Source organism: Gilvimarinus xylanilyticus, assembly GCF_024195295.1.
GTDB classification, from domain to species: Bacteria; Pseudomonadota; Gammaproteobacteria; order Pseudomonadales; family Cellvibrionaceae; genus Gilvimarinus; species Gilvimarinus xylanilyticus.
Genome location: NZ_JAMFTH010000003.1, coordinates 259,754 through 286,562 on the forward strand (window position 1 = coordinate 259,754; position 26,809 = coordinate 286,562).

Genomic DNA, 26,809 nt, shown 5'->3' on the forward strand with positions numbered 1-26,809 from the left:
TTACTCCGCGCTGTCGCAGTAGGCCTGCGCCTCGGCGACATCCAGGGTGCCTTCGTAAATGGCGCGGCCGGTGATCGCACCGCAAATACCACTGGCGCTTTTGGCTTTGAGCGCGCGAATGTCGTCCATATTGGTGATACCACCCGACGCAATCACCGGAATAGAGGACGCCTCACCCATGGCGACGGTGGCGTCCACATTCACACCTTGCATCATGCCATCGCGGGCGATGTCGGTGTAGACAATGGCGCTCACGCCATCGGCTTCAAAGCGGCGCGCGAGGTCGGTGGCTTTAACATCCGAAACCTCGGCCCAACCGTCTGTGGCAACCCAGCCGTCTTTGGCGTCCAGGCCGACAACAATATGGCCCGGAAACTCGCGGCACATGTCGGTGACAAAACCCGGGTCTTTAACCGCTTTAGTGCCGATAATCACGTATTCCACCCCGGCTTTAATATAGTGCTCGATGGTCTCGGCGGAGCGAATCCCACCGCCGATTTGAATCGGCAACTTGGGGTAGGCTTTGGCGATGGCGGTCACCACGTCACCGTTAACCGGGGTACCAGCGAAGGCGCCGTTTAAATCCACCAGGTGCAGGCGGCGGCAACCGGCGTCGACCCATTTGGTGGCCATGGCCACAGGGTCGTCGGAGAATACGGTGGAGTCGTCCATCAGCCCCTGACGCAAGCGCACGCACTGGCCGTCTTTAAGGTCGATGGCGGGAATAATCAGCATGGTAAGAATCTCTTAGTTCAATCAGCGCTGGCCGTTCCAGCGCACAAAGTTATGCAGTAACTGCAGGCCAGCGGTGTGGCTTTTTTCGGGGTGGAATTGCACCGCAAACAGGTTGTTGCGGCCCAGGGCGGCGGCGAAACGCACCCCGTATTCGCAGCGCCCGGTCACTTCGCTGCCGGTGTCTTCCACGTAAAAGCTGTGCACAAAATAAAAGCGGCTGTTTTGCGGGATATCCGCCCACAGTGGGTGATCCACCTGTTCAACCTGGTTCCAGCCCATGTGCGGCACCTTTAAAGGCTCGCCCTCGGGGCTTTTGTGATCGTGGCCGAAAAACTTCACCTCGCCTGGAAACAAATCAATGCACTCGGTGCCGCCGCTTTCCTGACTGTGAGTCAAAAGCGCCTGCATGCCCACGCAAATACCCAGCACGGGCTTGCCGCTGGCCACTTGCTCGCGCAACAGTGCATCAAAACCCAAACGGCGAATTTCACCCATGCAATCGCCAATGGCGCCCACCCCGGGGAAAATCACCCGATCGGCGGCGGCCACTACGGCCGGGTCGCTGGTGACGTGAATCTTGTGATTGCACACCTTGCCCAAAGCACTGGCTACCGAGTGCAGATTACCCATGCCATAGTCGATAACGGCTACTGACTCAGTCATGGTTTACAAGCTACCTTTGGTAGAGGGCATGATACCGGCCATACGCGGGTCCGGTTCCAGCGCCATGCGCAGGGCGCGGCCGAAAGCTTTAAACACAGTTTCTATCTGGTGGTGAGCATTGTCGCCGCGCAGGCTATCAATGTGCAGGGTCACCTGGGCGTGATTGACAAAGCCGTGAAAGAACTCGGAAAACAGCTCGGTATCGAACTTGCCAATACGCTTTTGGGTAAAGGGCACTTTCATAATCAGCCCCGGGCGACCGGAAAAGTCGATCACCACGCGCGACAGGGCTTCGTCCAAGGGCACATAGGCGTGGCCGTAGCGACGGATGCCTTTTTTATCCCCCACCGCACGCGCAATGGCCTGGCCGATGGTAATGCCGATGTCTTCCACGGTGTGGTGATCATCGATGTGAATGTCGCCTTTGCAGTACACATCCAGGTCAATCATGCCGTGGCGGGCAATCTGATCCATCATGTGCTCTAAAAAGGGCACCCCGGTATCAAATTTACCGCAGCCTGTGCCGTCTAAATCCAGCTCGACACTGATTTGCGTTTCCAGAGTATCGCGGGAAACCTGCGCTTTGCGCTCTGACATGACCTTCTCCGACTGAACCGCCCCGAGGGCAAAAGGCGGATTATAAAGGTTTGCGGCAAGGGTGCGCCAGTCGGGCATGTGCGGGCTCGGCTGGGGTGGCAGTCACCCTGGGGGTTAATGCACCTTGTGAGGGTCCAGCTGAACACCTTCAATCCGCCGCCCCAGCATCACCACCCGGCCGGTGTAGCGGTCTTCCCCGGTGGAAGTAAATTCAAAATAAAAAGCGCGCCACAGGCTCAACACCCCGTTGCGGTTGCGTTTAAACCACAGGCGACGCAGGTACACGCTCTGATCCAGCATCTGCACATCCATCTCGCGGCAGTGTCGCACAGCGGCGGCAAAGGCGACATCTTTGGCCTGCAGGGCCCGCCACCAGTAATAGCCCACAGCAATCAGGGCGAATAACCAGGTAACAGCGGCGAGATCAGACATAGTTTTTTTACACAAAAGCGCCCCGGGCTGCGCTTGCAACCGGGGCGGTAAATTCCAAAAAATAGGGTTTAGGGCGAGCTTATACTGCCGTAACGTTTTCCGCCTGAGGGCCTTTTTGCCCCTGCACCACCTCGAAGGTCACATTCTGCCCCTCGAGTAAAGTGCGACGGCCAGTGCCATTAATCGCGCGGAAATGGACGAATACATCCGCCCCACCTTCACGCTCGATAAAACCGTAACCCTTCGCATCGTTAAACCACTTTACAACACCACTGACCAACTCAGACATAACGCCCTCTTGCTTCCATAAAATGTCGGCGTACCGACTTGCAAACCCCTCACCCAACCGGGTAAGGCCTAACTTAAACCGCCTAGGGCCTGTAGCCCAATTGTTGTGTCGTCCGTTACTCAGACCTACGCTCTTTCGCCTGTGGCTGTAATGGCGAAAATTAAATCATCTGCCCCCGCCCAATTCAAGCACGGGCCTCACGATGGCGGATTGTCGCGCGCGATACTGGGGCGCCGACAAAAAATTTCGTGCAAAAACAGGGCGACTACGACCACCGCAAATCCCCCCAGCATCGCCGGTCTTTTTACCAGCTCGAGTGCCAACTCCTCTTTGGCCAGCTGATAACAGGCCAGCCCCCAGGCGGCCGCCGCGAAATAGCCCCAGCGCTGGCGCTTATACACAAACCAGGCAACCGTCAGAGTCAGGCCGGCGGCAAAAATGGTCTCTATTCTCAGCTCGGCGGCCAAAAAACCGGCCGCAGCCAACAGCCACAATAGTAAAAGTGCATTGAAAAAGTATGCCAGTGATGTAATTTTCTTCATATTTATCTACAGTTTTATGACAGAGACAGGCCCATGGCCTCGCGAGCCAGGGTATTTTTAAGCAGCGGCAGGGAGTCGGCGGCACTCAGAGCGCGATTGCGCAACCAAAGCAGGCGCAAATCCCGCGCCCCAAACAGGCGCTTAAAGCTCTCCATCGCCGCCATCATGGTCAGGTTGTGGCCCCTTCTGGCGCGCTCGTAACGGGCCAAAATAGAGTCGTGCTGCAGCGCGACACCGCGCTCGCGAGCGCGCTCTATCTCCCCCGCCAGGGCCGCCACATCCAACAGCCCCAGGTTTACCCCCTGGCCCGCCAAAGGGTGAATACTGTGAGCGGCATCCCCCACCAGAGCGAAGCCTGGGCAGGTGTAGCGGCGGGCGTGGCGCTGCGTCAGCGGCAGGCAATAGCGCTTCGCCACCTGCTCTATTTCGCCCAAACGGTATTCAAAATCGCGCCCCAAGCGCTTGCCAAAATCGGCGTCGCTCAGCGCCATTAGCGATTGCGCCAGGGGCTCATCCGCCGACCAGACGATTGAACTGTAGCGCGGCGCGCACTCGCCGGGCGCGGACACCAGAGGCAGAAAGGCCAGTGGGCCCGTGTGCATAAAACGCTGCCGGGCAGTGAAGTTGTGACTTTGAGTGGTTTTAACCGTGGTGACGATGGCGCTCTGGCCGTAAGACCATTCGCGCACCGCAAGCCCAGCCATATCGCGCAGCGCCGAGCGGGCGCCGTCTGCGGCCAGGGTTAAGGCGGCGCGCACCTCGGTGCCATCGGCCAAGAGCACCCCGGCCACCGCATCGCCCTCGTGCTCCAGGGCCGTCACCTGCCCTGAGATCCAGGTTACGCCCTGTGTTTCAAGTTCACGCTCGAGGCTTGCCACTAACAGGCGGTTTTCCACTATGTGGCCCAACGCCTCGACGCCCAGCTCGGCGGCACTAAAGTCGATTTCTCCGCCGCCCTCACCGTCCCAGACATGCATGGCGGTGTAAGGACAGGCGCGTACCCTCTCGACCGATGGCCAGATGTTGAGCCCAGTCAGCAGCTCCCGTGAAGCGGCGGTGAGAGCCACCACCCGCGGGTCAAAGGTCTCCTCTGGAGCGCCGCGCTCCGAGGGCTTGGGGCTGATCAGCGCCACCTTTAAGCCGGGAGTGCCCTGGCTTAGACGCAGCGCCAAAGTTGTGCCCACAATGCCGGCACCGACCACGATTAGGTCAAACGCGGTGTCAGCGCCCATGCGTCTGTTAGGCATAGTGAACCCCCGTTAACCCCATCATCTGACGACTAAAACCGGTTTTTAAGGGTGCCAGCAGCTCCATCGCCAACAGGCCGCTGTGGCGCAGGGTGACAGCCGCCGGGTTAGCACTGGTGAACAACTTAACCATACTGTGGCTGAGATAAGCGGTTAATTGCTGATCGCTCAGACGCGCGCGCTCATAGGCTTGCAAGCAAGCCAAAATGCCCGGATCTTTTGCCGACGCCAAACACTCGGCCAACACCACACAGTCGCGCAGGGCCAGATTAAACCCCTGGCCCGCTACCGGGTGCAACGAGTGGGCGGCATTGCCCATCACCGCCAGGCGCGAGCGCACCTGCTCGGCCGCCTCGCGCAGCGCCAAGGGGTAGTCCGCACGAGGGCTCACCGCCTCAAAGCGTCCCAGGCGATAGCCGAAACGTCGCTGCAGCTCGGCCAAAAAAGCGCTGTCGTCACTGGGCTCAGGCGTATTCTCGGGCCGGGTCCATACCAGCGCCAGCTCGCGCGGGTCTGCCAGTGGCAACAGCGCCAAAGGCCCCTGATCGGTAAAACGCTCATAGGCGCTATTGTGGTGGTTTTTGCTCACCCGCACATTGGCCACCACGGCGCGCTGGCCATACTGGCGCTCACGCACTGCAATCCCCAGGCGATCGCGCAGAGCCGAATGGGCCCCATCGGCCACAACCACCAGTTTTGCGGTTACCGACTCGCCAGAGTCGAGTGTCAGACGTGCGGCTTCGGCGCCAAACTCCACCTTCTCAACCGCCGCGGTGAGCGATTCAATCGCGCTTTGCTCGCTCAGCCTCTCGGCCAATGCCGCACCGATAGAACGATTGGGGACCACATACCCCAGCGCCTCGACGCCATGCTCGGTGCGGTCGATCCGCTGGCCCGGCAAATACCCTTTATCGGAAATATGCACTTGATGAATCGGCGCGGCGCTGGCGCTAAGGGGGTCCCACGCGCCCAGCGAGACAAAGCACTGGGCGCTACCCGCCGATACCGCCGTGGCCCGGCTGTCAAAGCTGGGACGTGCCGGAGCCGCGCTCGCCACCGGGGGCTCCGGGTCGATCAAGGCAATACGCCAAGCGGGGTTGGCGCGCCGACACAGCAACGCCAAGGCCGTCCCCACCATACCGCCACCCACTATCGCAAGATCGTAATCGTGCAAGTCAGTCACTCCGCTCTGCGGCCGCCCGCGCCATTAACGCTTCAATATCGGCCGTGGTTTTGGGCACCGCGTCGGTCAATACCTGGTAGCCCTCTTTGGTAATGGCCACATCGTCTTCAATACGAATACCAATACCGCGCCATTTTTTGGCCACGGTTTCATCGTCCGGGGCTACATAAATGCCGGGTTCAACGGTCATCACCATGCCCGGCTCCATCACCCGCCACTCACCACCAACCTTGTAGTCGCCCACATCGTGAACGTCCATGCCCAGCCAATGACCGATGCGATGCATATAAAAACGGCGGTAAGCGCCCTCTTCAATCAGGGTATCCAGCTCGCCCTCGAGCAGGCCCAACTCAAGTAATCCGGCGGTTATTACGCGCACCGAGGCCTCGTGGGGTTCGTTCCAGTGAGCACCGGGAACTAAGGTGGCGAAGGCCGCCTCTTGGGCCTGCAACACAATATCGTAGAGCGCCTTTTGCGCTTCGCTAAAGCGGCCATTTACGGGAAAGGTGCGGGTGATATCGGCGGCGTAGTATTGGTATTCGCAACCGGCATCAATCAGCACCAGATCACCGTCTTTTAGGGGCGCACTGTTTTCCACATAGTGCAGAATGCAGCCATTTTTGCCTCCACCCACAATCGTGCTGTAAGCGGGGTGACGGGCACCGGCCATGGCAAATTCGTGCAGAATTTCCGCCTCCAGCTGATACTCCATTACCCCTGGGCGGCAGTACGCCATGGCACGCGAGTGGGCACGGGCCGAAATTTCACCGGCCTCTTTCATCAACCGCAACTCGGCGGCACTTTTATACAGACGGTTGTCGTGCAAAAAGTGGGATAAGTCCATAAATTCGCCTGGCGGCGTCGCGCCCGAACGCACCTTGGCGCGGATGGCGTTCACCCACTCCATCACCTGGCGATCAAAGCCGGCGTCTTTGCCCATGGCGTAGTACACGCGCTCGCGGCCTTCGAGTAGGCCGGGCAGAATATCGTCAATGTCATCCACGGGGAAGGCATCGTCGGCGCCGAAGTCCCGGCAGGCACCATCGGGACCGGCGCGGTAGCCGTCCCAAATTTCACGCTCGGGGTCTCGATCGCGACAAAACAGGACAAACTCGCCGTGCTCGCGTTCGGGTATTAACACCAACACCGCCTCGGGCTCGGTGAAGCCACTCAGGTAATAAAAATCGCTGTCCTGGCGATACAAATACTCGGTATCGCGCGAACGGGTGCGCTCGGGCGCCGCGGGGACAATGGCAATGCTGTTGGGTTCCATCACCGCCATCAAGGCTTTGCGCCGGCGGGCAAATTCGGCTTTGCTAATACTCATAAGATTCAGTGTAAGGTTCCGGGGGTTGTTTCACTCTCGGCGCTGGGGCTATCAGTACCGTGAAACGCCTGGTAAATGGTGAGTGCCGACATGCGCACATACTCAGCCACTTCAATAAAGTCACTCTCGGCGCTGGCGGCGTCATTATCGTCCGCCTCAACCTGTACGATCGCCGCGAAATCTTCCAGGGTATCGGCCATTTCATCGGGCAAATCGCCCTGCTCCACCGCCCCCGAGGCGCCAAAACCACTTAAGAAGCCGTGGCACCACTGGGATAACGTTGCCACCCGCTCAGCCATACCCGCCTCATCGTCGGGCAACAAAAGCACAAAGCTAAACCCCTCACCGGCCAGCTGTCCCTGGGTTTGTTTTAGAAAATCCAGCAGCGCATTAGTGGTGGCCTGATCCGGCTCGTCGGTCAGCGCCATAAAATCGCTTACCAAACGCAGCCAATCGGCCTCGTTTAACGGCGTACCGCACAGACGGCCGCACAGCATTCCCTGCAGCTCGGCGGGACTGTTCACCGCATCGAGTGGGGCGAAGCGTTCGTCCCACTCATCGAAACCATTAACCACCTTTTCAATATCAGACATGCAAAAAAATCTCCCGACGGGGGTATGAGCAAAGAGCCACTCAAGCCATACAACACCAGGGTCGCGGCGCGATCGGCTTGTGCGTCCTTTTCTCAGGTAAAAATAACTCAAGCTCGGGCTTTACCGCCTTCGCAGGCTGCGGTAAAACATTCGCTTCGGTGAACTGATCGATATAAACCGAGTCTCTGTGAAGGCTATGCTAGCACAGGCGGCGAACGACTCGGACGGCGCCCTGTAAAGCGATGCAAAATATCTTTGATATTCGCGCCATACGCACATAAACTAGAATACACTTTAAGGTTGTAAGGTCCGCCGCAGCTTGCGTCCACACCGCGCTTCTAAACTTGCCGGGCTTAAGTAGCCGCACAATTCCCACTGGTCATCTGCTCATGTCTGACGAACAGCTACACACCCTGGAAATTAAACTGGACGAGCTGCTGCGCCAATGCAGCCGACTACAACAGGAAAATATCGAACTCAAACAGCGCGAATCCGACTGGCGCCACGAACGCGTGCGCTTAGTCGAGAAAAACGAACTGGCCCGCTCGCGGGTTGAAGCCATGATTTCCCGTCTTAAAAGCCTGGAATCCGACTAGCACGAGGCCCCTGTGAGTAACGAAACCATACACGTAAGAATTCTGGATAAAGACTATCAGGTCGCCTGCCCCGCCGACGAGCGCAGCGCCCTAATTGAATCGGCACAGATTCTCGACCAGCGCATGCGCCAGATAAAATCCTCTGGTGGGGTGATCGGCCTGGAGCGCATTGCGGTAATGGCGGCGCTCAATCTGAGCCACGAACTGCTGCTGGCGCAAACCTCGGGCGCGGCCCAAACCATTGATTCCAGCGTCATCAATCGTATGCAAGAGAAAATAGAATCACAACTGGATGAACTAGGGCCTGTTCACACGAATTAGACGCGCTTGGGGAGCCCCCGCCCTGCAGACAAATGGTGTTGTTAGCGAGTGGGCGCGTTTTAGTGATTCCCAATAAGCGCAAGCTGGCGCATCGAGGGCTTTGGGTCTCGGCAACATCGCTGAGGCCAAACTGGCTCCAGCCCCCGGCGATTGCTCCTGCATTACTTTAACCTTTCAGGCACATGCACGGAGTCGGGTTGTGGATAATGAGTGTTAATAGGCTCTAACTTTAGTACTGCTAGTTCTTTGGGGCGAACGGCATTCTTTGTTATAATAAATCCATACCCTGGGATGTACGCCAGTCGACGATGTCCTTGAGCCGATAATGCTGTACCTGGTAGCTCCTTGCTGGTGTTTGTGAGCACGTCCGCACGTCCGGAAAGCCTAATAACATCGCTGGAGCCACCCCTTGAACTTTAGGGTTCAAGGCCCACTTGACAGCGGCATCTTGGGGTTTTTAATTTCCTTTCTATGAATAATTCCCGTCAAAATTTACGCCGCCAACTGCGTCAGCGACGTCGTACTCTGTCGGCCAATGACCAGCGTCGAGCGGGGCAACAGCTAACTCGACAATTGCGTAATCACCCCTGGCTCACACGCGCCGCAAAAGTGGCCTTGTACTGGCCAGCCGACGGCGAACTGGACCCCCGCCCCCTTGCTAAAGAGCTGTGGCGTGCGGGTATTAAGTGTTATTTGCCGGTGCTTCACCCCTGGCTTAAACGACAACTCTGGTTTACGCCCTTCACTCCCCAAACCCACTTTCGTCGCAACCGCTTTGGTATTCCCGAACCCGTTGCTCACCAAAGTGCGCCCTTGTCGGCACAGCATTTGGATCTCGTGTTAACCCCCCTGGTAGGCTTTGACCGCTCCGGCGGCAGATTGGGCATGGGCGGCGGCTTTTACGATACCACCTTCGCCTTTAAGCGCCGCACTCCCGGCCACCGCAAACCCAAGCTGATCGGCCTGGCGCACTCGTGTCAGGAAGTGGAGAAGCTGCCGCTGGAAGCCTGGGATATACCGTTGGATGCAGTGGTGACGGAAAGGGAAGTGATTGTCGGACGCCTGAAGTCTGATGTCTGACGCGGAACGCGGAACGCGGAACGCGGAAAAATTATTTCGCTCCCGTCCCGCTGTCAAACCCCAAACCTGGATCTTGGTGTTTTGCATCCGACGTCAGACCTCCGACATCGGACACTTTTTCACCTACCCCAAAAAATACTGATAGGCTTCATTATCCGTCTCTTCCCAAAACGGATAATTGATATCGGCCAAAAACTTGCGCACCTGGGCGCGCTCTTTTTTCGGCACTTGCATACCCACCAGTACGCGACCTGAAGCAGAACCGTGGTTTCGATAGTGAAACAGCGAGATATTCCAGCGGCCGGCGACGCAATTAAGGAACTGTAACAGAGCCCCTGGCCGCTCGGGAAATTCAAAGCGAAAGACCATTTCGTCTTCTACTTCGGCGGCGTGGCCGCCCACCATGTAGCGGATATGCAATTTGGCCAGTTCGTTATCGGTCATATCCACCAAGTCATAACCTTTACCGCGTAATTCGGCCACCAATTCATCGCGATCGGCCGGATCGGCACTGACCTGAATACCGACAAAAATACGCGCCTTATCGGAATCGGCGTAGCGGTAGTTAAATTCGGTGATACTGCGCTTACCCAGAGTCTGGCAAAATTCTTTGTAGGCACCGGGACGCTCGGGGATGGTCACCGCCAGCACGGCCTCACGTTTTTCACCAATTTCGGTGCGCTCGGAAATATAACGCAGCCGATCAAAATTAATATTGGCGCCACAGTCAATGGCCACCAAGGTCTGACCGCTAATGCCATGCTCGGCTACATATTTTTTCAAGCCGGCCACACTTACCGCACCGGCCGGTTCGGCAATGGAGCGGGTGTCTTCAAAAATATCTTTAATGCCCGCACAAATTTCGTCGGTGCTTACCGTAAGCACGCCGTCGATATTGTCTTTTAAAACTTTGTAGGTTTCTTTGCCGATTTGCGCTACCGCCACACCGTCGGCAAAAATACCTACTTGCGGCAACTTCACCCGGCGCTTTTTCTCCATGGCCGCTTTCAAACAGGCCGACTCTTCCGACTCCACGGCATAGACTTTCACGTCGGGGCGTACATATTTAACGTAGGCCGCCACCCCGGCGCAGAGTCCGCCACCGCCCACGGCGACAAAAATAGCGTCGATGTGTTTGGGGTACTGACGCAAGATTTCCATGGCCACCGTGCCCTGCCCGGCGATCACATCCGGGTCATCAAAGGGGTGTACATAGGTGTAACCCTTTTCTTCAATCAGTTTTTGCGTGTGCGCGGCCGCTTCGTCAAAGTTATCGCCGTGCAAGACCACCTTGGCGCCGCGAGCGCGCACCGCATCCACCTTAATCGCGGGCGTGGTGCGAGGCATCACAATGATCGCTTTGACCCCCAAATGCTGGGCGCTAAGCGCAAGGCCCTGAGCATGGTTGCCCGCAGACGCGGCAATAACGCCCTTGGCTCGCTCGGCTTCGCTCAGTTGTAACAGCTTGTTATAGGCGCCGCGAATTTTAAAGCTAAACACCGGCTGCAGATCTTCGCGCTTGAGCAACACCTGGTTATCGGTGCGCTGAGAAAGCAAACGCGCATTTTCCAGCGGGGTTTCTACCGCCAGATCGTAGATACGCGCATTGAGAATTCGCTTGATATAGGAGTCAGTCATAAACAAATCGAGGCCGGTGAATAAGTCGTCGCATGATAAACCTCAGGCTATCGCCGCACAACCGATACAGACACCTGCGAAATTGGCGGGCAGGCCGTATAATGGCGACACACTTTTTCCACGAGGTTGCCATGAATCAGGATCAACTCAAACAAGCGGTGGCCCGCGCTGCCATTGACTACATTGCCCCCAAGTTAGAGAAAGACAGTATTCTCGGGATTGGCACCGGCTCAACGGCGAACTTTTTTATCGATATGCTGGGCGAACTCAAAGACGATTTCGCCGCAGCGGTGGCCAGCTCCGACGCCTCGGCCGAGCGATTAAAAGGCTTGGGTATTGAGGTGTTGGATCTAAACGAGGTCAGCGAACTGGTGGCTTATGTCGACGGCGCCGACGAATCCAACGCCCAGCTGGCACTGATCAAAGGCGGTGGCGCCGCCTTAACCCGCGAGAAAATCGTACGCGCGGTAGCCCGCGAGTTTGTCTGCATTGCCGATGAAAGCAAGTGGGTAAAAGTGCTGGGCGAGTTTCCCTTACCGGTCGAGGTGATCCCCATGGCCCGCTCTTACGTCGCACGCGAACTGGTTAAGCTGGGCGGCGACCCGGTCTATCGCGAGGGCGTAATGACAGACAATGGCAATGTGATTCTGGACGTCCACAACCTGTCGATTACCGACCCTAAAGATTTAGAGTTGCGCATCAATCAGATTACCGGGGTGGTGGCCAATGGCCTGTTTGCCCATAAGGGAGCGGATGTACTGTTGCTGGGACGCAGTGATGGGGTGGAGACGATAAAGCCGAAATAAGTCGTCGGATGTCTGAGGTCCGACGCAAAGAAGCGTCAGACATCAAACCTCCGGCGTCAGACGTTAAACACAAAAAAGCCCGACCATTGCTGGCCGGGCTTTTTTGTAGCGGGTCAAAATCAGCTTACTTGATTTTGCCTTCTTTGTAGATCACATGCTTGCGAGCAACGGGATCAAACTTTTTGATTTCCATTTTCTCGGGCATGTTGCGCTTGTTCTTGTCGGTCGTGTAGAAATGACCTGTGCCGGCACTAGAGTTCAGACGAATCTTCTCGCGCATGACTATTTCTCCTCAATTAAACCTTTTCACCACGCGCGCGCAGATCAGCCAGAACAGCTTCAATGCCACGCTTATCGATTACGCGCATACCCTTTGCAGAGACGCGCAGCTTAACAAAACGTTTTTCAGCCTCAACCCAAAAGCGATGGGTGTGCAGATTAGGCAAAAAACGACGCTTGGTGTGGTTTTTTGCGTGAGATACATTGTTTCCAGTTACGGGACGCTTGCCGGTAACCTGACATACCTTAGACATGGTGTTGCCTCTTATACCAAATTAATCGCGCTGCGCCACTTCCACGAACGCCCCGTTCAGAGCGGCCCAGAGCAAGATTCATTATGCAGCCTGTGTGTATCAATGCGGCCTGAAACACGGGGTCCGATACACTGGACTCGCCCTCAGGAGGCTGGTTTTCAGCCACCGCTCGGTTACCCGGCCGCGAAGAGCCGCGTTTTATACCAAAAGAGCCTGCCAATAGCAACTTTTCGTTGCTTTTTTAGCCAGAAAGTGTCGATTTTTTGCTCTGAACAGCATTAGCTACAGCAACCCGCGCTCGGCAAATGAGGTGACCTCGCCGTCGCCCACAATCATATGATCCAACACCCGCACTCCTACCAGCTCCAATGCCGCCACCAGCTTGTCGGTAATATGGCGATCGGCCTGGCTGGGTTCTGCCACCCCCGAGGGATGGTTATGCGCCAAGATGACCGCCGCGGTGTTACTCGCCAGCACCAGTTTAACTACCTCGCGAGGGTAGACGCTGGCGCCATCTAAGGTGCCGTAAAACAACGGCTCATAGCGAATTAAGCGGTGCTGGTTATCCAAGAGCAAAAGGGCGAAAACTTCCCGGGGGCTGTGGCGCAACTGCGACACCAGATAGCGGCGCACCAAATCCGGGCTGGTCAGCGCATCGCCACACTGCAAAGACTCGCGCAGATGCCGCCGAGCCATTTCCAGCACCGCCTGTAGCTGGGTGTATTTGGCATCACCCAACCCCTCACCGCGACAAAAGTCTTCTCTCGGGGCCTCCATTAAGGGGCGCAGGCCACCAAACTCACTTAAAAGCTCGCGCGCCAGATCGACCGCCGATTTACCGGCGCAGCCAGTGCGCAAGAATATCGCCAACAACTCCGCATCGGACAGTGCCTCGGCGCCGCGCTCTAGCAGTTTTTCCCGCGGGCGCTCCCCCACTGGCCATTGTGCAATAGACATTTAACCTCCCTGTAACACGTCACTTTAATAGCCTGAGTGAAGCTCAGTAGCAAAGGGTTTGCAAGTTACCCTCGGGCAAGAGCGCAAATGCCTCGTTAAACATCGATAAATGACAATTTTCGCCCCTGCGCAGGCCAATCCCAATAGTGCTGCAAGGCCCTAAATGTTATCTTAGACGCCTAAACCTGAAGCGAGCACTTACTTGGCATGAGCACCCTGCAAAACAAACGCATTCTGCTCGGCGTCACCGGTGGCATTGCCGCCTACAAAGCCGCCGAATTGATACGTCGCCTGCGCGAGGCGGGGGCCGATGTGCGCGTTGCTATGACCCCAGCGGCCTGCGAGTTTATTACCCCGCTCACCTTGCAGGCGCTTTCGGGCCGCCCCGTGCATACCTCGCTGCTCGATCCGGCGGCCGAAGCGGCCATGGGCCACATTGAGCTGGCGCGCTGGGCCGATGCGGTACTGATAGCTCCGGCCAGTGCCGATTTTATTGCCCGCCTGCAAAACGGCATGGGCGATGACCTGCTGACCACACTTTGCCTGGCCACCCGTGCACCTATCTATCTGGCACCTGCCATGAATCAAGCCATGTGGGATGCCCCCAGCACCCAAGCTAACCTGGAAAGCTTGCGCGCCCGCGGGCTGGGTATATTCGGCCCGGGCAGTGGCAGCCAAGCCTGCGGCGAAGTGGGACCGGGACGAATGCTCGAGCCTTCAGACATTGCCGAACAACTGGCGGGCCGGTTTGAGAGCGGCGCCCTCAGCGGTAAGACGCTGGTAATTACCGCCGGCCCCACCCGCGAGGCCCTGGACCCGGTGCGTTATATCAGCAATCACAGCTCGGGGAAAATGGGCTATGCCCTGGCCGAGGCGGCCCTTGAGGCCGGTGCCAAGGTGATTCTAATCAGCGGCCCCTGCCAACTGGCGCCCCCCGAGCGGGCCAGCCTTACCCGCGTGGAAACAGCTGAGCAGATGCTAGAAGCCAGCCTCTGTTCGGCGGCCGACGCCGATCTGTTTATCGCTGCCGCCGCGGTGTGCGATTACCGCCCCGCCGCGGTCAGTGAGCAAAAAATCAAAAAGCAGGGCGACGCTCAGGCCCTGCATCTAACCCTAGTAGCCAATCCGGATATTATCGCCGAGGTTGCCCAGCGCTATCCGCACCTATACACCGTCGCCTTCGCCGCCGAAACCGAACGGGTTCTGGACTATGCTAAAGCCAAGCGCGAACGCAAGGGTGTAAACTGCATTATTGCCAATGACGTCAGCGCCGCTGGCATTGGCTTTAACAGCGACGAAAACGCCGTTACCTTGATTGATGCAGAGCAAGAGCTAGCTCTGGCGCAATGCAGTAAAACCCAGTTAGCACGCGAACTGATAGCCCTGCTCGCGGAAAAAAGTAAAAGCACCAAGGACATCGCACCATGAGCGAAAAGCCGGGGACCCCCACCTCAGAAGACAACCACGTTGATCCGCAGCCCAAAATGACCCGGGGCGAAAAGCGTGCCCGCGAGGCACGCAAAAAACTTCACGCCCGCCGCCACAAATTACTGTTTATTCTGGTGGGCATCAGCTTACTGGCGAACGCTTTACTGGCCTATGTGCTGCACGATTCAATGGTCATTGAGAAACAGCGTCTGCGAGTCGAACAGGCCGCCCAGCAAGCAGCCGAGCAGCGCGCAGAGATCATAACTCAGTACTTGCAAGAGAAAACCGCACAGGTAGAACAGTGGGCCGCAAACCCCGAGCTGGAACCTGCCCTAGAAAATCGCGATTCGCAAGCGCTGGATACGCTACTGGCCACTTTAAGCCAAGCCGAACCCGACTTATTGGCCCTGCGGGCCTACCCTCAGGGCGAGATCAGCTTAGATCGCGAGCACAGCGCGCCCGTGCGCTACGCCGAGCTGGATTTGGTACGGCGCAGCACCCGCCGGCAAACTACTCTGGCAGAAGTCAGCCCTCTAACAGAGACTTGGCAGATCCACATTGCCCGACCGATTCCCCTGCAAGGTGAGCGAATTGCCACCGGCAGCTTACTGGCCACCTTTGGCCCTCAAGCGCTGCAAGCGCCACTCGAAAAACAAGCCCAGCACTTGGGTCGCACCGAGGTGCTGCAATCTTTTGCCGGCCATCAGCCGGTAAATCTGGTGACCCTTGGACAGGGCGATGCCGCCCCCGCCGCCGAGGTTGACATTGCCGACTCGTACCTGAGCGTTCGGTTTACCCCCTCGGCTGCGCTGGTTGATCAGTCCGCCGAGCTGCCGGGCATGTGGATTCTGACCATCAGCCTAAGCGTCACCCTCTGCCTTGCCCTGGCGCTAATCCTGTCACGGCTGTTGATACGCACCAAGCCCGGTAGCGAAGGCGAGGGGCTGGTATTGCCACAGCAGTACAAAGATAGCCGGGAAAGCAGCACCGAGGATACCCCGGAAACACCAGTCGAGCCGGCTGCGGCGGGCCAGCTGTATCAATCCAAAGATATTCTGGATATCGAAGTGATTGAAGAGGACGCCGACATTTTGGGGCTGGATACCGCCCAGCCCCGCAAAAAAGCGCCCACGGCGCCACCGGCAAGCAAACCCCGCGCGGAAGTCCCCAAACATCTGTTCCGCGCCTACGATATTCGCGGCAAGGTCAGCGACGGCCTTACTGCCGAGCTGGCCCACTCGGTGGGACTAGCGCTCGGTAGCGAAGCCCAGGACCAAGGCGAGACATCCATTGTGGTGGCTCGCGATGGCCGCATCCACAGCCCCGAACTGTGCCAGGCGCTGGTAGAAGGCATCCGCGCCTCGGGCTGCGATGTGATCAACATTGGTGTAGTTCCCACTCCGCTTATGCACTTTGCCGTGTGCGAGATGCCCGAAACCAACAGCGGCGTTATGGTGACAGCCAGCCACAACAACGCCGATTACAACGGCTTTAAAATGGTGATTAACGGCGAAACCCTAAGCGAAAAAGCCATTGAAGACATTCGCTCTCGCATCGAAAGACGCCACTATCTGGAAGGCGAAGGCAAAGAAACCCACGAGGAAATAACCCCCGATTACATCGACCGGATATTTTCCGATGTGGCTTTGGCGGGACAAATTAGCGTTGTGATCGATGCGGGCAATGCGGTGACCGGTGTAGTTGCGCCGCAACTGTTTGAAGAGCTGGGCTGCGATGTTATCCCGCTGCACTGCGAACTGGATGGCAACTTTCCCAACCACCAACCCGACCCCACCATTGAAGCCAATTTGCAAGATTTGCTGGCCAAGGTGAAAGACACCGGCGCCGACTTAGGTCTGGCTTTTGATGGCGATGGCGATCGGCTGATTGTGGTTACCCCCGCCGGGCGTATTATCTGGCCCGATCAACTGTTGATGCTGTTCGCCAAGGATATTCTCTCGCGCAACCCGGGCGCGGACGTGCTGTTCGATGTGAAGTGCTCCAAGCAGCTCAACCAGCTGATCTCCAGCTACGGGGGCCGCCCCATAATGTGGAAAACCGGCCACTCGCATATGAAACACAAAATGCTGGAAACCGGCGCATTGATTGGCGGAGAGTACTCCGGCCATATCTTTATTAAAGAACGCTGGTACGGCTTTGACGATGGCCTGTATGCGGCGGCGCGCCTGCTGGAAATTATCACCCTGCGGGATCAGGCTATCGACGATATTTTCGCCGCCTTCCCCATGCTGCCCAACACACCGGAAATTCGCGTTGCCGTACCCGAGGCCGAGAAGTTTGCGCTCATTGACCAACTGATCGAACAGGGCAATTTCCAAAACGGCAAGCCCACCACCATTGATGGCCTGCGAGTGGATTTCTCTAAAGGCTGGGGGCTGGTACGCGCCTCCAACACCGGGGCCGAAATCACTCTGCGCTTTGAGGCCGACAGCGAGGAAACCCTCGCCAAAATACAAAAGCTATTTAAGCGCGAGCTGCTTAAAGTGAACAAAAACCTGCAACTGGATTTTTAACTATGTCTTTAAATCGCGACGCTGCGATGAACATTGCCCAGGTATTAACCGAGGCACTGCCCTACATCCAACGCTTTACCGGTAAAACCATTGTGGTCAAATTTGGCGGCAACGCCATGGTGGACGAAGAGCTGCAAAACAGCTTTGCCCGCGATATTGTGATGATGAAACTGGTGGGCATGAATCCGATTGTGGTTCACGGCGGAGGCCCACAAATCGGCGATTTATTGAACAAGCTCAATATAGATTCAAATTTCGTAAACGGCATGCGCGTCACCGACAGCAAAACCATGGATGTGGTGGAAATGGTATTGGGCGGCACGGTGAACAAGCAGATTGTCAGCCTCATCAACCGCAACGGGGGCGAGGCAATCGGTGTAACCGGTAAAGACGGACAGTTAATCCGCGCGAAGAAACTCGAAGTCAAAGCCCAGACACCGGAGGTTTCCACCTCGGAAATTATCGATATCGGTCATGTGGGCGAGGTCGCTTCGATTAACAAATCAGTAATCGATATGCTGTTAAACAGCGATTTTATTCCGGTGATCGCGCCCATCGGTGTGGGTAAAGACGGCGCCTCGTACAATATTAACGCCGACCTGGTCGCGGGCAAAATTGCCGAAGTGCTGCAGGCCGAAAAGCTAATGCTACTGACCAATGTCGCGGGCCTGATGAATAAGGACGGCGAAATTTTAACGGGGCTGTCCACCGCCCAGGTAGACGACCTGATCGCCGACGGCACCATTTACGGCGGCATGCTGCCCAAAATCAGTTGCGCTCTGGACGCGGTCAAGTGCGGTGTTACCTCGGCGCATATTGTCGACGGCCGAGTCTCTCACGCGGTACTGTTGGAAATCTTTACCGATATCGGCGTGGGCACTTTGATTACCAATAAATCGCTTTAACACAGCCGTAAACAACTGCAAACATTACCCCTGCCCGCAGCGGATTCGGGCAGTTCGACTTAAAGAGCGTTCAGCATGACTAAAAACCAGCCCAAAGTATCCCGCCGCCAACAAATTTTGGAGTCTCTGGCGCAAATGCTCGAGGCGAGCCCAGGTGCGCGCATTACCACCGCGGCCCTGGCCAAAGAGGTAGGCGTATCCGAGGCGGCGCTCTACCGCCATTTTCCCAGCAAGTCGAAAATGTTTGAGGGATTAATTGAGTTTATCGAAGAGACGATTTTTTCGCGGATTAAACTTATCATGAGTGAGGAGCCAGGGGCGCTGGAGCGCTGCGAAAAAATCCTCTTTTTATTGCTGAGCTTTACCGAGCGCAACCCCGGCATTACTCGGCTGTTAACCGGCGATGCGTTAACCGGCGAAACCGATCGTTTGCGCAATCGGGTGGCTCAGCTGTTTGAGCGCATCGAAACGCAGCTTAAACAAATATTGCGCGAAGCGGAATTGCGCCAGGGGCTGCGCCCCAACCTGCCCCTATCGGCGGCAGCCAATGTGCTGATCAGTTTTGCCGATGGCCGAATCACCCAATTTGTGCGCAGTGAGTTTCGCCGCGCCCCCACCGAGTACTGGGCCGATCAGTGGCCGGTGATTGCCAACCCATTACTAAGCCCAGTTCCTCAGGTGCCTCGCTAACGGATCAGTCAGGGATCGTTAAGAACTGATCTCTTTGAAGCGTTCAATGTCGCGATCGTATTTGGCCGCTTTTTTATCCAACTCTTGATTGCGCGCTTCAATTTGCTTTTCCAATTCGCGCGCTTCCGACTCCAAGCTTTGAATGTTTTGCAAAATGGTTTCCGACACCGGTTGACCATTGCGTTCCATAACCCCCGCTCGGCGCTGCTGATCTTCCAGCTGCGCGGTAATGCCACCACGATTGGCTCGCAAAATACTGAGCGTTCCCTGCAACTCGGTTAACGCGCGCTTTTTGGCTGACTCGATATCTTTAACGGAGCTGAAACGGCGTTTAAGGTGAGTATCCCACTCGGCCTGGGCAGCTTCGCGGCGTAGCTTTTCGGCATACTTAACCGCATCTTCACCCTTAGGGGCGGCGGGCACAGTTTTAAGTACGCGCCCATTGCGGGTAATAATATCGTAACCCCCAGCGGCCGCGGCCGGGGGGATACTCTGCTCGACGACATAGCTGCCCTGGGCGTTGGTATAGCGAAACAGGACATCTCCCAAATCGCTAAAGTCATCCTCTTCTGCGCCCAACGCGAGCGGCGCGAGCATTATTGCTATTGCCAAGCCCAGCTGATTAATACTCTTCATGATCAGTCTCCGCTATACCCCATAGGCAGCACGATAGGCTTTGATCGCCTCAAGGTGCTCGACACCACCTTGCTGTTCAAGATAGCTGATAATGTCGTTCAGGGTAATAATGTTTACCACCGGAATCTGGTAGTCCCGCTCAACCTCACCAATGGCCGACAGCTCGCCCTTGCCCCGCTCCTGGCGATCCAGACCAATAACGACGCCGGCGGGCTTGGCATTGGCCCCTGCAATAATATCCATCACCTCACGCACAGCGGTACCGGCGGTAATCACATCATCGACGATCAGCGCACGCCCCTCAAGCGCTGCCCCGACTAAGCTGCCGCCCTCGCCGTGGTCTTTGGCCTCTTTGCGATTAAAACAATAGGGATAATCAAGCCCGTGATGTTCGGCCAGCGCCACCGCCGTGGCACTCGCCAGAGGAATACCCTTGTAAGCGGGGCCAAACACAAGGTCAAACTCGACCCCGGCATCGACAATTGCCTGGGCATAGAAACGTCCCAACGACGCCAGGCCCTGGCCGGTTTGAAAAAAGCGGCCGGCATTAAAAAAATAGGGGCTTACCCGGCCCGACTTTAAGGTAAACTCACCAAACAACAGGGCTTCTTTGGCTATAGCGAGCTCGATAAAGTCGCGCTGGTAGTCTTTCATCTTGGCCGTTCCTATAGAGATTTCGTCAAAAGAGGCTATTATAAACAAACGCGGGCGGCATACAGAGCTGCCTGAGAGTCTATTTTTTAACCAAAAAAAATAAAAAATTGTTAAAAAATTGCGCCTATGCCGCGCGAGCCCTGCCTTCGCATACCACAACCGCGTCTGGCTCGGGTATCATACACAGTCCGCAACTAAGGGGCTAACATGAGAGTTATCAGTCTGAGTGTCGATGGAATCTTCCAGGCGGCACAACGAGGCCTATACGAATGGCTGGATAATCAAGACGCGGATGTTATCTGCCTACAGGATTTGCGTGCACTCGAATACGAGTTGGACGACGATATTTTTCACCCTGAGGGCTATTTCGCTTACTTTTTTGATTCCGGAACGCCGCACTACAACGGCGTGGCCATCTACACCCGCAAACAACCCAAGGCATTAATCTTTGGGCTGGGCTTTTCTTCGGGCGTGGATATGGAAGGTCGCTACCTCCAGGTCGATTACGAGCATATGAGCATCGGCTCGCTACTCGCTCCCAGCGCCAGTTCGGAGCTGGAATCGCAAGAGGTGAAAATTAATTTCTTTGATGACCTGCAGGCTCACATGGACAAGATTACCCGCAAACGACGCGAGTATATCTTTTGCGGCAATTGGCAAATGGCCCATACGCCCCGGGATGTCACCGACTCTGATGCCCTGCAAACCGAGTCCGGCTTTCTCCCCCACGAACGGCAATGGCTAAGCCAGCTGTTTAACCAGATCGGCTATGTGGACGCTTTTCGCCGCGCCATTCGCGATCCAGACGAATACAGCTGGTGGCCCGAGGGCAACATCGGCACAGGCCCGGGCTGGCGCACCGACTTTCAGGTAGCCTCCAACGCCATTGGTCAGCGGGTGGAGCACGGCGCGATCTACAAGAACAGCCAGTTCTCCAGCCACCTGCCAGTAATTGTCGATTACGATATCGAGCTATAGAACGGGGAACGGGGAACGGATACCGCCCCTTATTCGTAGACCCTTACCCCTGTGCAAGCGCCTCGCGCTGCAGCTTATTCAATTCAGCAATTCCCTGCTTAGCCAACTTAAGCATTGCAGCAAACTCGTTTTCCGTAAAAGGTTCGGCTTCAGCTGTGCCTTGAATTTCAATAATTCCGCCGTCATCGGCCATAACCACATTCATATCGGTATCGGCGTTCGAGTCTTCGGGATAATCCAGGTCCAATACGGGTTCACCCTGATAAATACCCACAGATACTGAGGCGATGGCACGCAACAGCGGGCTTTCTTTGACTTTACCCTGCGCCTTCATCCACGCCATGGCATCGGCCACCGCCACCCAGGCGCCGGTAATAGATGCCGTGCGGGTACCGCCATCGGCCTGAATCACGTCGCAATCGATATGCAGAGTATTCTCACCCAGCTTGGTCAGATCCACCGCCGCACGCAGCGAACGACCGATCAGACGCTGAATCTCTACCGTGCGTCCGCCCTGCTTGCCCCGTGCGGCTTCACGCCCCATTCGGGTACCGGTGGAGCGGGGTAACATGCCGTACTCAGCGGTTAACCAGCCCTGCTCCTGTCCGCGCAAAAACGGTGGAACGCCGGGCACGACGCTGGCGGTACAGATTACTTTGGTATCGCCAAACTCCACCAAAACCGAACCTTCGGCGTGGCGAGTGAATTGGCGGGTAATGCGAATATCGCGAAGTTGATTACTCTCACGGCCACTGGGACGCTGCATACATCGTATCCTGTCAGTTAAGACGACGTTTACTCGCCGTCGTGTGTGGTAATATCCCATGTTAACGTTTATGCACCGCCGCGGGCCAGCGGCCTGTCAAGGAATTTCCATGCCTCGCAGTATGACCGGCTTTGCCCGGACCGAACAGAAACACCCCGAGTACACCCTCATTTGGGAGGTTCGCAGTGTCAATCATCGCTACCTGGAAATGTATCTGCGACTGCCCGAAGAGCTGCGTGAAATCGAGACCTCGCTGCGCGAAATTACCCGCAAAAAGCTACAGCGCGGCAAGATAGAGTTAAGCCTACACCTGCAGGCCGAAGAAAGCCGTGACAGCCAGATCGGGCTGGATAGCGAGCGCCTGGCTCAACTGGCCGAAGCCTGTAACCGTATTGGCGAACACCTGCCCCAGTGTGCACCGCTTAACCCGCTGGAAGTGCTGCGTTACCCCGGTGTGCAAATATCCCGCGACACAGATCGCGAGGCTTTACTGGACAATGCGATCAAGCAGTATGAGCAGACCCTGAACCAGCTGATTGAACACCGCACCCGCGAAGGGGGCGAGCTGGCCGGTTTTATCGAGCAGCGCTTAGACGCCATTGACACTCAGGTAGTACAGCTACGAGAGCGCCTGCCCGATATTCTCAAAGGCCAACGAGAGAAACTGCAAAATAAAATAGCCGCCCTCCAGGTCGAACTGGATGCCGACCGCCTGGAGCAAGAAATTGTCTTAATGGCTCAAAAAGCCGATGTCGATGAAGAACTGGATCGGTTGGATACTCATACTCAGGAAGTGCGTCGCACCCTGAAACAAAAGAACTCCCTGGGCCGCCGGCTGGACTTTTTAATGCAGGAGCTCAACCGCGAAGCCAATACCCTATCGTCTAAATCAGTGGTTAGCGAAACGACTCAGGCCGCGGTAGAGCTGAAAGTATTGATAGAACAAATGCGCGAACAGGTGCAAAATATTGAATAATAGCGGCGCGTGGCTAAAACACAGTCGCCGCTAAATAGTGCGTCACAGCATAAAGCGCGGCGACCACTCCGCCGGCGATCAAACTGGTTTTAAGGGCGTGCTCTTGCCACATTTGTTGCACGCGGTCGCCGTACTTAAACACCAACCAAGCCAGGCCAAAGTAACGAACCCCCCGCGCCACTAGCGCCGCCAGCACAAACAGATAAATTGGGTAGCCAGTCATACCCGCACTGAGCATAGCCACCTGAAAGGGAATGGGTAAAATACCCACAACCACAATCGCGCCAAAACCGTACTGCTCGAAAAACGCCTGAAACTGTTCAAACGGCTTTTGCCATCCCATAGTTTCCACCACCCAGCGCCCCAGCGATTCAAAAAAAGCCATGCCCACGCCATATCCAACCAAAGATGCCAGCAAACACGCGGCGGTCGTGATAAATGCAATGCGCCAGATTCTATCGCGATTAGCCGCCATAAGCGGGATCAGTACCAGCTCGATAGGCACAGGCACGATGATTGTCTCTAAAAAAGATAAAACCCCAATTAACCACAACATATGGGGCGAGTGACTAATTCTGTCAAACCACTTTTTGGCTCGGGCGCTGGCGAATTTTTGCTCCATCAGCCTTAAACTCCTTTTATCGCCAAACGCCGATAACGACTAAGGATAAGGCTGTAGCAACCGAAAGCCATAAGCCCCAGCGCCATAGCGCCCAACAATATTTTACCGAATACTTGCTGACGCAAAAAATCCATTACCCCTGCTACCCCCTGTGCCTGCGAGGCATCGGCCTGTACGGCCGCCCAGATAAAAAAACTGCCGATAATCGCCAAGACCACGCCGCGACTGATTAAACCGAAACGGCACACGGGGTAAAGTTTGCTCTGTAGGGACTCGCGCATTTGTAAGTGTTTGGCAAACTGCTCACGCCAGCCTTTAACCCCATGGGCTATACCCACGACCATGATGAGCACCCCTGTAGCCCCCAGCAGGGTTTTGCCAAAGGGTTGTTGAAGTAACCACTGAGCCACACCCTGTGACCCCTGACCGCTACTGTCAGAGCCACCGGCACTGACCACCAACTGGATAACAAATCCGGCCAGTGTTAGATGAACAATGGCACTGGCAAACAAACCGGCGCGAATCGCAATGGCCTTTAGATCGCGTCCGTGGCGGTCTGCATCAGCGAAAGCCTGAATACTGCGCCACAATGCATAACCCACCAGACTCAGCGCAACAATGGTAAGAGTTACAAGGCCGAAGGGTTCGCCGACTAAAGTTTGCAAGGCGCCGCGACTGTCGGTGGTCCGCCCACCCGCACCCAGTAACGCCATCAGAGCAAGCCCCCCCACTAGCAAATACACCAGCCCACGCGCTGCGTAGCCCGCACGGGCCCAGCCACTCATTGCCGTGCTACTGTTAAACATAGCGATCATCCACTTGGAAATACCAAATGGCGAGTGCAATTAACGTTCCCGACTCACTTGCCCCCGCAAGACCCCCGAATGACAAGCTCGGCGGGAATAAGAAAGGACTCGACTTCCTCCCCTTCCATCAGCTTTAACAAACTCTCCACCAAAAGCTCACCGGCCAAAGTGGTATTTTGCTGCACTGTCGACAAGGGGGGATAGGTATAGGCCGAAATAGGAATGTCATCAAACCCCATAACAGCCAGGTCTTGCGGAATATCCAGACCACGCTCTTCGATGGCCTTCATAGCTCCAATGGCAATCAGGTCAGATGCGCCGAACACTGCATCGAGGGCCACACCCTGCTCAAACAGCTCATTGGCCGCCCGATAGCCCGAATCCTCGGAGGTTTCGGCGGCTATTTGCAATGCTGGCTCCATCGCAATATCGGCCTCTTCCAGCGCCGCACAATAACCTTGGTAGCGCCGTTTGAATTCGGGGCTACCATCTGAGATATCTCCCACAAAGGCTATTTTCCGATATCCGAGACCCAGCAAATGCTGCACGGCTTTTTTGGCACCGTGAAAGTTATCACAGCCAATAGAAACCCCCGGCTGTCCCGGCAGTACCGGACCCCAGGTAATATAGTGAGCATTTTGCTCATCCAGGTGGGTTAACTTTTGCACATAGGTGGTGTAATCACCGTAGCCCAAGAAAATAATGCCATCGGCGCGATTGGCGTCTTCATAGTCAGCGTGCCAGTCATCGCTAAACTGCTGAAAGGATATCAGTAGATCATAGCTCTGATTCGCCGTGGCGCGAATAATACTGGCCACCATGGAGACGAAAAACGGGTTGATTAACGAGTCCCCCGTGCCATGGTCTTCGTTCAGCAGTAATGCAATGGTTTTGGTCTTTTGCGAGCGGAGATTCCGAGCATTTTTATCGACCTTATAATTAAGTTCGCGCGCAATCTGCTGAATACGTTGCTTGGTCTCCTGGTTAACCAGAGGACTATCGCTCAGGGCGCGCGATACGGTGGCCTGGGATACACCCGCGCGGTAGGCAATATCAAAAGATGTCGGTTTACGCTCTTTCATGGGCTGCTCTCGGTTGTTGTTTTTGCAGCAGGTTGATCAACCCGAGTGCCAATGATAGCAGAATGATGGGCCGATACGCCCTATGGAGCCAAAAACAAAAAAGCCGCCCCAACGAGGGAGCGGCTTTAAAACCGGGGGTATCCCTACCCCTTCGCCTCAGTTATTACTTAGGCAGTTCGGTTTGCACAACCACTTTGCGATCTTCCGGATTAGGATAGTCGCCGGCCGCTTCGGTCTCACCTTTCCAGTTCACGGTAATACGGCTGGAAGAGATGCCTTTATCAACCAAATAGTCATGAACCACCTGAGCACGCTCTTTGGACAGGTTCATGTTGTATTCGGCGGGGCCTGCGCCATCGGCATAGCCAGTTACCAGCAATTCAACCTGCAGCTCGGGCTCGGCATTGAGATCTTCTACCAAATGATCCAGGGCCTCGGGGGTCTGCAATACTGCTGAGTCAAAAGCAAACTCGGTGACCACATTAACTGGCTCCGTCTGAAGCTCAGGCTCTGGGGCCGGAGCCGCTACCGGCGTCGGCTCAGGAGCCGGCGCGGGAGCCGCAGCCGATTTCCCTTCGACATTGCCGAACTGCCACAAAACACCCAAAGTTACAGCCTGAACATCCGGTTGACTGGCCCAATCGTCACCAAACTCGTTAATATATTGATACTGCAAACGGGTTTGCAAACGTTCCGTGGCGCGGAAGGTTATACCGGCGCCCACAGTTTCGGTCCATCCCTCTGAACCATACTGCTCTTCCAGAAAGATATCACCACCGTCTACTAAATTGGCATCATAAAAGAAACCACCGGCGCGGGCATAAGCCAGCCAACGGTCAGACAATGGCAAACCAACCAGAACCGACAGATCATAACCTTCAATCCAAATTTCTGATTTTTTACCCTGACGCGCCTGTGGGTACCAAGAAGTGGCTTCGCCAAGCTCGTGATAACCACCTTCGATAGCGAAATAATCGTTAAAACGATAACCCAGAAAAGCACCTGATGCTTCATCATCGTCTTCGCACTCAATCGCCATATCATGGCAGGCCGATTTAAACTCGCTTCCCCCAACCTGACCACCAAGATAGAGACCAGATTTGGCGTGAGGAAACTCATCCGCCTGAACAACGCCACTAAGGGCTAACACACTGCTGAATATTACGGGTAACCCGTTTTTCATTTTCATATGT

At 56.0% G+C, this 26,809-nt stretch carries 31 protein-coding genes and 1 other RNA gene; 11 read left to right on the forward strand and 21 right to left on the reverse strand.

Going from position 1 to position 26,809, the window contains the following annotated elements; all coding sequences use genetic code 11:
- The 10 genes from hisA to M6D89_RS11700 form a co-directional block, all read right to left on the reverse strand.
- Entirely contained in the window at positions 1–735 is a 735-nt protein-coding gene (gene hisA / locus M6D89_RS11655; protein ID WP_253968248.1) for a 1-(5-phosphoribosyl)-5-[(5-phosphoribosylamino)methylideneamino]imidazole-4-carboxamide isomerase, read from the reverse strand.
- 21 nt (positions 736–756) lie between these two features.
- Positions 757–1,398, reverse strand: a complete 642-nt coding sequence (hisH, locus tag M6D89_RS11660; RefSeq protein WP_253968249.1) for an imidazole glycerol phosphate synthase subunit HisH — start codon at positions 1,396–1,398, stop codon at positions 757–759.
- 3 nt (positions 1,399–1,401) lie between these two features.
- Positions 1,402–1,995, reverse strand: coding sequence for an imidazoleglycerol-phosphate dehydratase HisB (gene hisB / locus M6D89_RS11665; protein WP_253968250.1), 594 nt, complete (start codon positions 1,993–1,995; stop codon positions 1,402–1,404).
- A 114-nt stretch (positions 1,996–2,109) separates the two neighbouring features.
- Positions 2,110–2,427, reverse strand: a complete 318-nt coding sequence (locus M6D89_RS11670) for a DUF3301 domain-containing protein (protein ID WP_253968251.1) — start codon at positions 2,425–2,427, stop codon at positions 2,110–2,112.
- 79 nt (positions 2,428–2,506) lie between these two features.
- Positions 2,507–2,716, reverse strand: a complete 210-nt coding sequence (locus M6D89_RS11675; RefSeq protein WP_272496040.1) for a cold-shock protein — start codon at positions 2,714–2,716, stop codon at positions 2,507–2,509.
- A gap of 197 nt (positions 2,717–2,913) precedes the next feature.
- Positions 2,914–3,258 (reverse strand): hypothetical protein, encoded by a 345-nt coding sequence (locus M6D89_RS11680; RefSeq protein WP_253968252.1) that lies wholly within the window; start codon positions 3,256–3,258, stop codon positions 2,914–2,916.
- Positions 3,259–3,272: 14 nt separating this feature from the next.
- Positions 3,273–4,505: a UbiH/UbiF/VisC/COQ6 family ubiquinone biosynthesis hydroxylase gene (locus M6D89_RS11685; protein ID WP_253968253.1), complete on the reverse strand. Its 1,233-nt coding sequence runs from the start codon at positions 4,503–4,505 to the stop codon at positions 3,273–3,275.
- Positions 4,498–5,688 (reverse strand): 2-octaprenyl-6-methoxyphenyl hydroxylase, encoded by a 1,191-nt coding sequence (gene ubiH, locus M6D89_RS11690; RefSeq protein WP_253968254.1) that lies wholly within the window; start codon positions 5,686–5,688, stop codon positions 4,498–4,500. The genes M6D89_RS11685 and ubiH overlap by 8 nt, the downstream gene beginning before the upstream one ends.
- Positions 5,681–7,015 (reverse strand): Xaa-Pro aminopeptidase, encoded by a 1,335-nt coding sequence (gene pepP, locus M6D89_RS11695; RefSeq protein ID WP_253968255.1) that lies wholly within the window; start codon positions 7,013–7,015, stop codon positions 5,681–5,683. The genes ubiH and pepP overlap by 8 nt, the downstream gene beginning before the upstream one ends.
- A gap of 5 nt (positions 7,016–7,020) precedes the next feature.
- Complete coding sequence (locus tag M6D89_RS11700) at positions 7,021–7,608, reverse strand: UPF0149 family protein (RefSeq protein WP_253968256.1); 588 nt, start codon at positions 7,606–7,608, stop codon at positions 7,021–7,023.
- A 389-nt stretch (positions 7,609–7,997) separates the two neighbouring features.
- On the opposite strand from M6D89_RS11700, the gene M6D89_RS11705 reads away from it, so the two are divergent.
- The 4 genes from M6D89_RS11705 to M6D89_RS11720 all read left to right on the forward strand — a co-directional run bounded on the left by M6D89_RS11705 (position 7,998) and on the right by M6D89_RS11720 (position 9,605).
- Positions 7,998–8,204: a TIGR02449 family protein gene (locus M6D89_RS11705; protein WP_253968257.1), complete on the forward strand. Its 207-nt coding sequence runs from the start codon at positions 7,998–8,000 to the stop codon at positions 8,202–8,204.
- Positions 8,205–8,216: 12 nt separating this feature from the next.
- Positions 8,217–8,525, forward strand: coding sequence for a cell division protein ZapA (locus M6D89_RS11710; RefSeq protein WP_253968258.1), 309 nt, complete (start codon positions 8,217–8,219; stop codon positions 8,523–8,525).
- A 280-nt stretch (positions 8,526–8,805) separates the two neighbouring features.
- Positions 8,806–8,984, forward strand: a non-coding RNA gene (ssrS, locus tag M6D89_RS11715) — 6S RNA.
- 12 nt (positions 8,985–8,996) lie between these two features.
- Entirely contained in the window at positions 8,997–9,605 is a 609-nt protein-coding gene (locus M6D89_RS11720) for a 5-formyltetrahydrofolate cyclo-ligase (RefSeq protein ID WP_253968259.1), read from the forward strand.
- Positions 9,606–9,728: 123 nt separating this feature from the next.
- Here M6D89_RS11720 and ilvA read toward each other — a convergent pair whose 3' ends face one another.
- The gene (ilvA, locus tag M6D89_RS11725; RefSeq protein ID WP_253968260.1) at positions 9,729–11,243 is read right to left on the reverse strand and encodes a threonine ammonia-lyase, biosynthetic; all 1,515 of its coding nucleotides are present in this window, start codon (positions 11,241–11,243) and stop codon (positions 9,729–9,731) included.
- A gap of 131 nt (positions 11,244–11,374) precedes the next feature.
- Between ilvA and rpiA the strand changes: the two genes are divergently transcribed.
- The gene (gene rpiA, locus M6D89_RS11730) at positions 11,375–12,049 is read left to right on the forward strand and encodes a ribose-5-phosphate isomerase RpiA (protein WP_253968261.1); all 675 of its coding nucleotides are present in this window, start codon (positions 11,375–11,377) and stop codon (positions 12,047–12,049) included.
- A 124-nt stretch (positions 12,050–12,173) separates the two neighbouring features.
- Here rpiA and rpmG read toward each other — a convergent pair whose 3' ends face one another.
- The 3 genes from rpmG to radC form a co-directional block, all read right to left on the reverse strand.
- On the reverse strand, positions 12,174–12,329 hold the full coding sequence (rpmG, locus tag M6D89_RS11735) for a 50S ribosomal protein L33 (protein ID WP_253968262.1): 156 nt from the start codon (positions 12,327–12,329) through the stop codon (positions 12,174–12,176).
- 16 nt (positions 12,330–12,345) lie between these two features.
- Positions 12,346–12,582: a 50S ribosomal protein L28 gene (gene rpmB / locus M6D89_RS11740; RefSeq protein WP_253968263.1), complete on the reverse strand. Its 237-nt coding sequence runs from the start codon at positions 12,580–12,582 to the stop codon at positions 12,346–12,348.
- Positions 12,583–12,864: 282 nt separating this feature from the next.
- Positions 12,865–13,539 (reverse strand): RadC family protein, encoded by a 675-nt coding sequence (radC, locus tag M6D89_RS11745; protein ID WP_253968264.1) that lies wholly within the window; start codon positions 13,537–13,539, stop codon positions 12,865–12,867.
- 207 nt (positions 13,540–13,746) lie between these two features.
- Between radC and coaBC the strand changes: the two genes are divergently transcribed.
- From coaBC to slmA, 4 genes are all read left to right on the forward strand, one after another.
- Positions 13,747–14,967 carry a bifunctional phosphopantothenoylcysteine decarboxylase/phosphopantothenate--cysteine ligase CoaBC gene (coaBC, locus tag M6D89_RS11750; protein ID WP_253968265.1) on the forward strand — a complete coding sequence of 407 codons (1,221 nt, stop codon included), beginning with the start codon at positions 13,747–13,749 and terminating at the stop codon, positions 14,965–14,967.
- A complete protein-coding gene (locus M6D89_RS11755) occupies positions 14,964–17,501 on the forward strand; it encodes a phosphomannomutase/phosphoglucomutase (protein WP_253968266.1) in 2,538 nt (845 codons plus the stop codon). The genes coaBC and M6D89_RS11755 overlap by 4 nt, the downstream gene beginning before the upstream one ends.
- A 2-nt stretch (positions 17,502–17,503) precedes the next feature.
- Complete coding sequence (argB, locus tag M6D89_RS11760; protein ID WP_253968267.1) at positions 17,504–18,406, forward strand: acetylglutamate kinase; 903 nt, start codon at positions 17,504–17,506, stop codon at positions 18,404–18,406.
- A 75-nt stretch (positions 18,407–18,481) separates the two neighbouring features.
- A complete protein-coding gene (slmA, locus tag M6D89_RS11765; RefSeq protein WP_253968268.1) occupies positions 18,482–19,096 on the forward strand; it encodes a nucleoid occlusion factor SlmA in 615 nt (204 codons plus the stop codon).
- A gap of 18 nt (positions 19,097–19,114) precedes the next feature.
- Here the strand turns inward: slmA and M6D89_RS11770 are convergent, their stop codons facing one another.
- A complete protein-coding gene (locus M6D89_RS11770) occupies positions 19,115–19,732 on the reverse strand; it encodes a hypothetical protein (RefSeq protein WP_253968269.1) in 618 nt (205 codons plus the stop codon).
- Positions 19,733–19,744: 12 nt separating this feature from the next.
- Positions 19,745–20,386, reverse strand: a complete 642-nt coding sequence (gene pyrE / locus M6D89_RS11775; protein WP_253968270.1) for an orotate phosphoribosyltransferase — start codon at positions 20,384–20,386, stop codon at positions 19,745–19,747.
- Positions 20,387–20,593: 207 nt separating this feature from the next.
- On the opposite strand from pyrE, the gene M6D89_RS11780 reads away from it, so the two are divergent.
- Positions 20,594–21,364, forward strand: a complete 771-nt coding sequence (locus M6D89_RS11780; protein WP_253968271.1) for an exodeoxyribonuclease III — start codon at positions 20,594–20,596, stop codon at positions 21,362–21,364.
- 43 nt (positions 21,365–21,407) lie between these two features.
- Here M6D89_RS11780 and rph read toward each other — a convergent pair whose 3' ends face one another.
- Complete coding sequence (gene rph, locus M6D89_RS11785) at positions 21,408–22,130, reverse strand: ribonuclease PH (RefSeq protein WP_253968272.1); 723 nt, start codon at positions 22,128–22,130, stop codon at positions 21,408–21,410.
- 109 nt (positions 22,131–22,239) lie between these two features.
- On the opposite strand from rph, the gene M6D89_RS11790 reads away from it, so the two are divergent.
- Positions 22,240–23,106, forward strand: a complete 867-nt coding sequence (locus M6D89_RS11790; protein ID WP_253968273.1) for a YicC/YloC family endoribonuclease — start codon at positions 22,240–22,242, stop codon at positions 23,104–23,106.
- A 13-nt stretch (positions 23,107–23,119) separates the two neighbouring features.
- Here the strand turns inward: M6D89_RS11790 and M6D89_RS11795 are convergent, their stop codons facing one another.
- From M6D89_RS11795 to M6D89_RS11810, 4 genes are all read right to left on the reverse strand, one after another.
- On the reverse strand, positions 23,120–23,728 hold the full coding sequence (locus tag M6D89_RS11795) for a YqaA family protein (protein ID WP_253968274.1): 609 nt from the start codon (positions 23,726–23,728) through the stop codon (positions 23,120–23,122).
- Between the two features lie 5 nt (positions 23,729–23,733).
- Complete coding sequence (locus tag M6D89_RS11800; RefSeq protein WP_253968275.1) at positions 23,734–24,534, reverse strand: DUF1206 domain-containing protein; 801 nt, start codon at positions 24,532–24,534, stop codon at positions 23,734–23,736.
- Between the two features lie 53 nt (positions 24,535–24,587).
- The gene (locus tag M6D89_RS11805) at positions 24,588–25,616 is read right to left on the reverse strand and encodes a LacI family DNA-binding transcriptional regulator (RefSeq protein WP_253968276.1); all 1,029 of its coding nucleotides are present in this window, start codon (positions 25,614–25,616) and stop codon (positions 24,588–24,590) included.
- Between the two features lie 163 nt (positions 25,617–25,779).
- Positions 25,780–26,805 carry an outer membrane beta-barrel protein gene (locus M6D89_RS11810; protein ID WP_253968277.1) on the reverse strand — a complete coding sequence of 342 codons (1,026 nt, stop codon included), beginning with the start codon at positions 26,803–26,805 and terminating at the stop codon, positions 25,780–25,782.
- Positions 26,806–26,809 lie beyond the last annotated feature (4 nt).

What these genes read in the sequence shown, in the direction of transcription:
- M6D89_RS11675 (WP_272496040.1), bottom strand. Translation starts at nt 2,716, where the DNA reads ATGTCTGAGTTGGTCAGTGGTGTTGTAAAGTGGTTTAACGATGCGAAG.
- rpmG (WP_253968262.1), bottom strand. Translation starts at nt 12,329, where the DNA reads ATGCGCGAGAAGATTCGTCTGAACTCTAGTGCCGGCACAGGTCATTTC.
- M6D89_RS11800 (WP_253968275.1), bottom strand. Translation starts at nt 24,534, where the DNA reads ATGTTTAACAGTAGCACGGCAATGAGTGGCTGGGCCCGTGCGGGCTAC.
- rpiA (WP_253968261.1), top strand. Translation starts at nt 11,375, where the DNA reads ATGAATCAGGATCAACTCAAACAAGCGGTGGCCCGCGCTGCCATTGAC.
- ilvA (WP_253968260.1), bottom strand. Translation starts at nt 11,243, where the DNA reads ATGACTGACTCCTATATCAAGCGAATTCTCAATGCGCGTATCTACGAT.
- M6D89_RS11755 (WP_253968266.1), top strand. Translation starts at nt 14,964, where the DNA reads ATGAGCGAAAAGCCGGGGACCCCCACCTCAGAAGACAACCACGTTGAT.
- rph (WP_253968272.1), bottom strand. Translation starts at nt 22,130, where the DNA reads ATGCAGCGTCCCAGTGGCCGTGAGAGTAATCAACTTCGCGATATTCGC.
- M6D89_RS11810 (WP_253968277.1), bottom strand. Translation starts at nt 26,805, where the DNA reads ATGAAAATGAAAAACGGGTTACCCGTAATATTCAGCAGTGTGTTAGCC.
- M6D89_RS11685 (WP_253968253.1), bottom strand. Translation starts at nt 4,505, where the DNA reads ATGCCTAACAGACGCATGGGCGCTGACACCGCGTTTGACCTAATCGTG.
- hisA (WP_253968248.1), bottom strand. Translation starts at nt 735, where the DNA reads ATGCTGATTATTCCCGCCATCGACCTTAAAGACGGCCAGTGCGTGCGC.
- M6D89_RS11705 (WP_253968257.1), top strand. Translation starts at nt 7,998, where the DNA reads ATGTCTGACGAACAGCTACACACCCTGGAAATTAAACTGGACGAGCTG.
- M6D89_RS11770 (WP_253968269.1), bottom strand. Translation starts at nt 19,732, where the DNA reads ATGAAGAGTATTAATCAGCTGGGCTTGGCAATAGCAATAATGCTCGCG.
- M6D89_RS11790 (WP_253968273.1), top strand. Translation starts at nt 22,240, where the DNA reads ATGCCTCGCAGTATGACCGGCTTTGCCCGGACCGAACAGAAACACCCC.
- M6D89_RS11795 (WP_253968274.1), bottom strand. Translation starts at nt 23,728, where the DNA reads ATGGAGCAAAAATTCGCCAGCGCCCGAGCCAAAAAGTGGTTTGACAGA.
- coaBC (WP_253968265.1), top strand. Translation starts at nt 13,747, where the DNA reads ATGAGCACCCTGCAAAACAAACGCATTCTGCTCGGCGTCACCGGTGGC.
- M6D89_RS11780 (WP_253968271.1), top strand. Translation starts at nt 20,594, where the DNA reads ATGAGAGTTATCAGTCTGAGTGTCGATGGAATCTTCCAGGCGGCACAA.
- slmA (WP_253968268.1), top strand. Translation starts at nt 18,482, where the DNA reads ATGACTAAAAACCAGCCCAAAGTATCCCGCCGCCAACAAATTTTGGAG.
- M6D89_RS11720 (WP_253968259.1), top strand. Translation starts at nt 8,997, where the DNA reads ATGAATAATTCCCGTCAAAATTTACGCCGCCAACTGCGTCAGCGACGT.
- hisH (WP_253968249.1), bottom strand. Translation starts at nt 1,398, where the DNA reads ATGACTGAGTCAGTAGCCGTTATCGACTATGGCATGGGTAATCTGCAC.
- hisB (WP_253968250.1), bottom strand. Translation starts at nt 1,995, where the DNA reads ATGTCAGAGCGCAAAGCGCAGGTTTCCCGCGATACTCTGGAAACGCAA.
- pepP (WP_253968255.1), bottom strand. Translation starts at nt 7,015, where the DNA reads ATGAGTATTAGCAAAGCCGAATTTGCCCGCCGGCGCAAAGCCTTGATG.
- rpmB (WP_253968263.1), bottom strand. Translation starts at nt 12,582, where the DNA reads ATGTCTAAGGTATGTCAGGTTACCGGCAAGCGTCCCGTAACTGGAAAC.
- M6D89_RS11700 (WP_253968256.1), bottom strand. Translation starts at nt 7,608, where the DNA reads ATGTCTGATATTGAAAAGGTGGTTAATGGTTTCGATGAGTGGGACGAA.
- argB (WP_253968267.1), top strand. Translation starts at nt 17,504, where the DNA reads ATGTCTTTAAATCGCGACGCTGCGATGAACATTGCCCAGGTATTAACC.
- M6D89_RS11805 (WP_253968276.1), bottom strand. Translation starts at nt 25,616, where the DNA reads ATGAAAGAGCGTAAACCGACATCTTTTGATATTGCCTACCGCGCGGGT.
- M6D89_RS11680 (WP_253968252.1), bottom strand. Translation starts at nt 3,258, where the DNA reads ATGAAGAAAATTACATCACTGGCATACTTTTTCAATGCACTTTTACTA.
- M6D89_RS11670 (WP_253968251.1), bottom strand. Translation starts at nt 2,427, where the DNA reads ATGTCTGATCTCGCCGCTGTTACCTGGTTATTCGCCCTGATTGCTGTG.
- pyrE (WP_253968270.1), bottom strand. Translation starts at nt 20,386, where the DNA reads ATGAAAGACTACCAGCGCGACTTTATCGAGCTCGCTATAGCCAAAGAA.
- radC (WP_253968264.1), bottom strand. Translation starts at nt 13,539, where the DNA reads ATGTCTATTGCACAATGGCCAGTGGGGGAGCGCCCGCGGGAAAAACTG.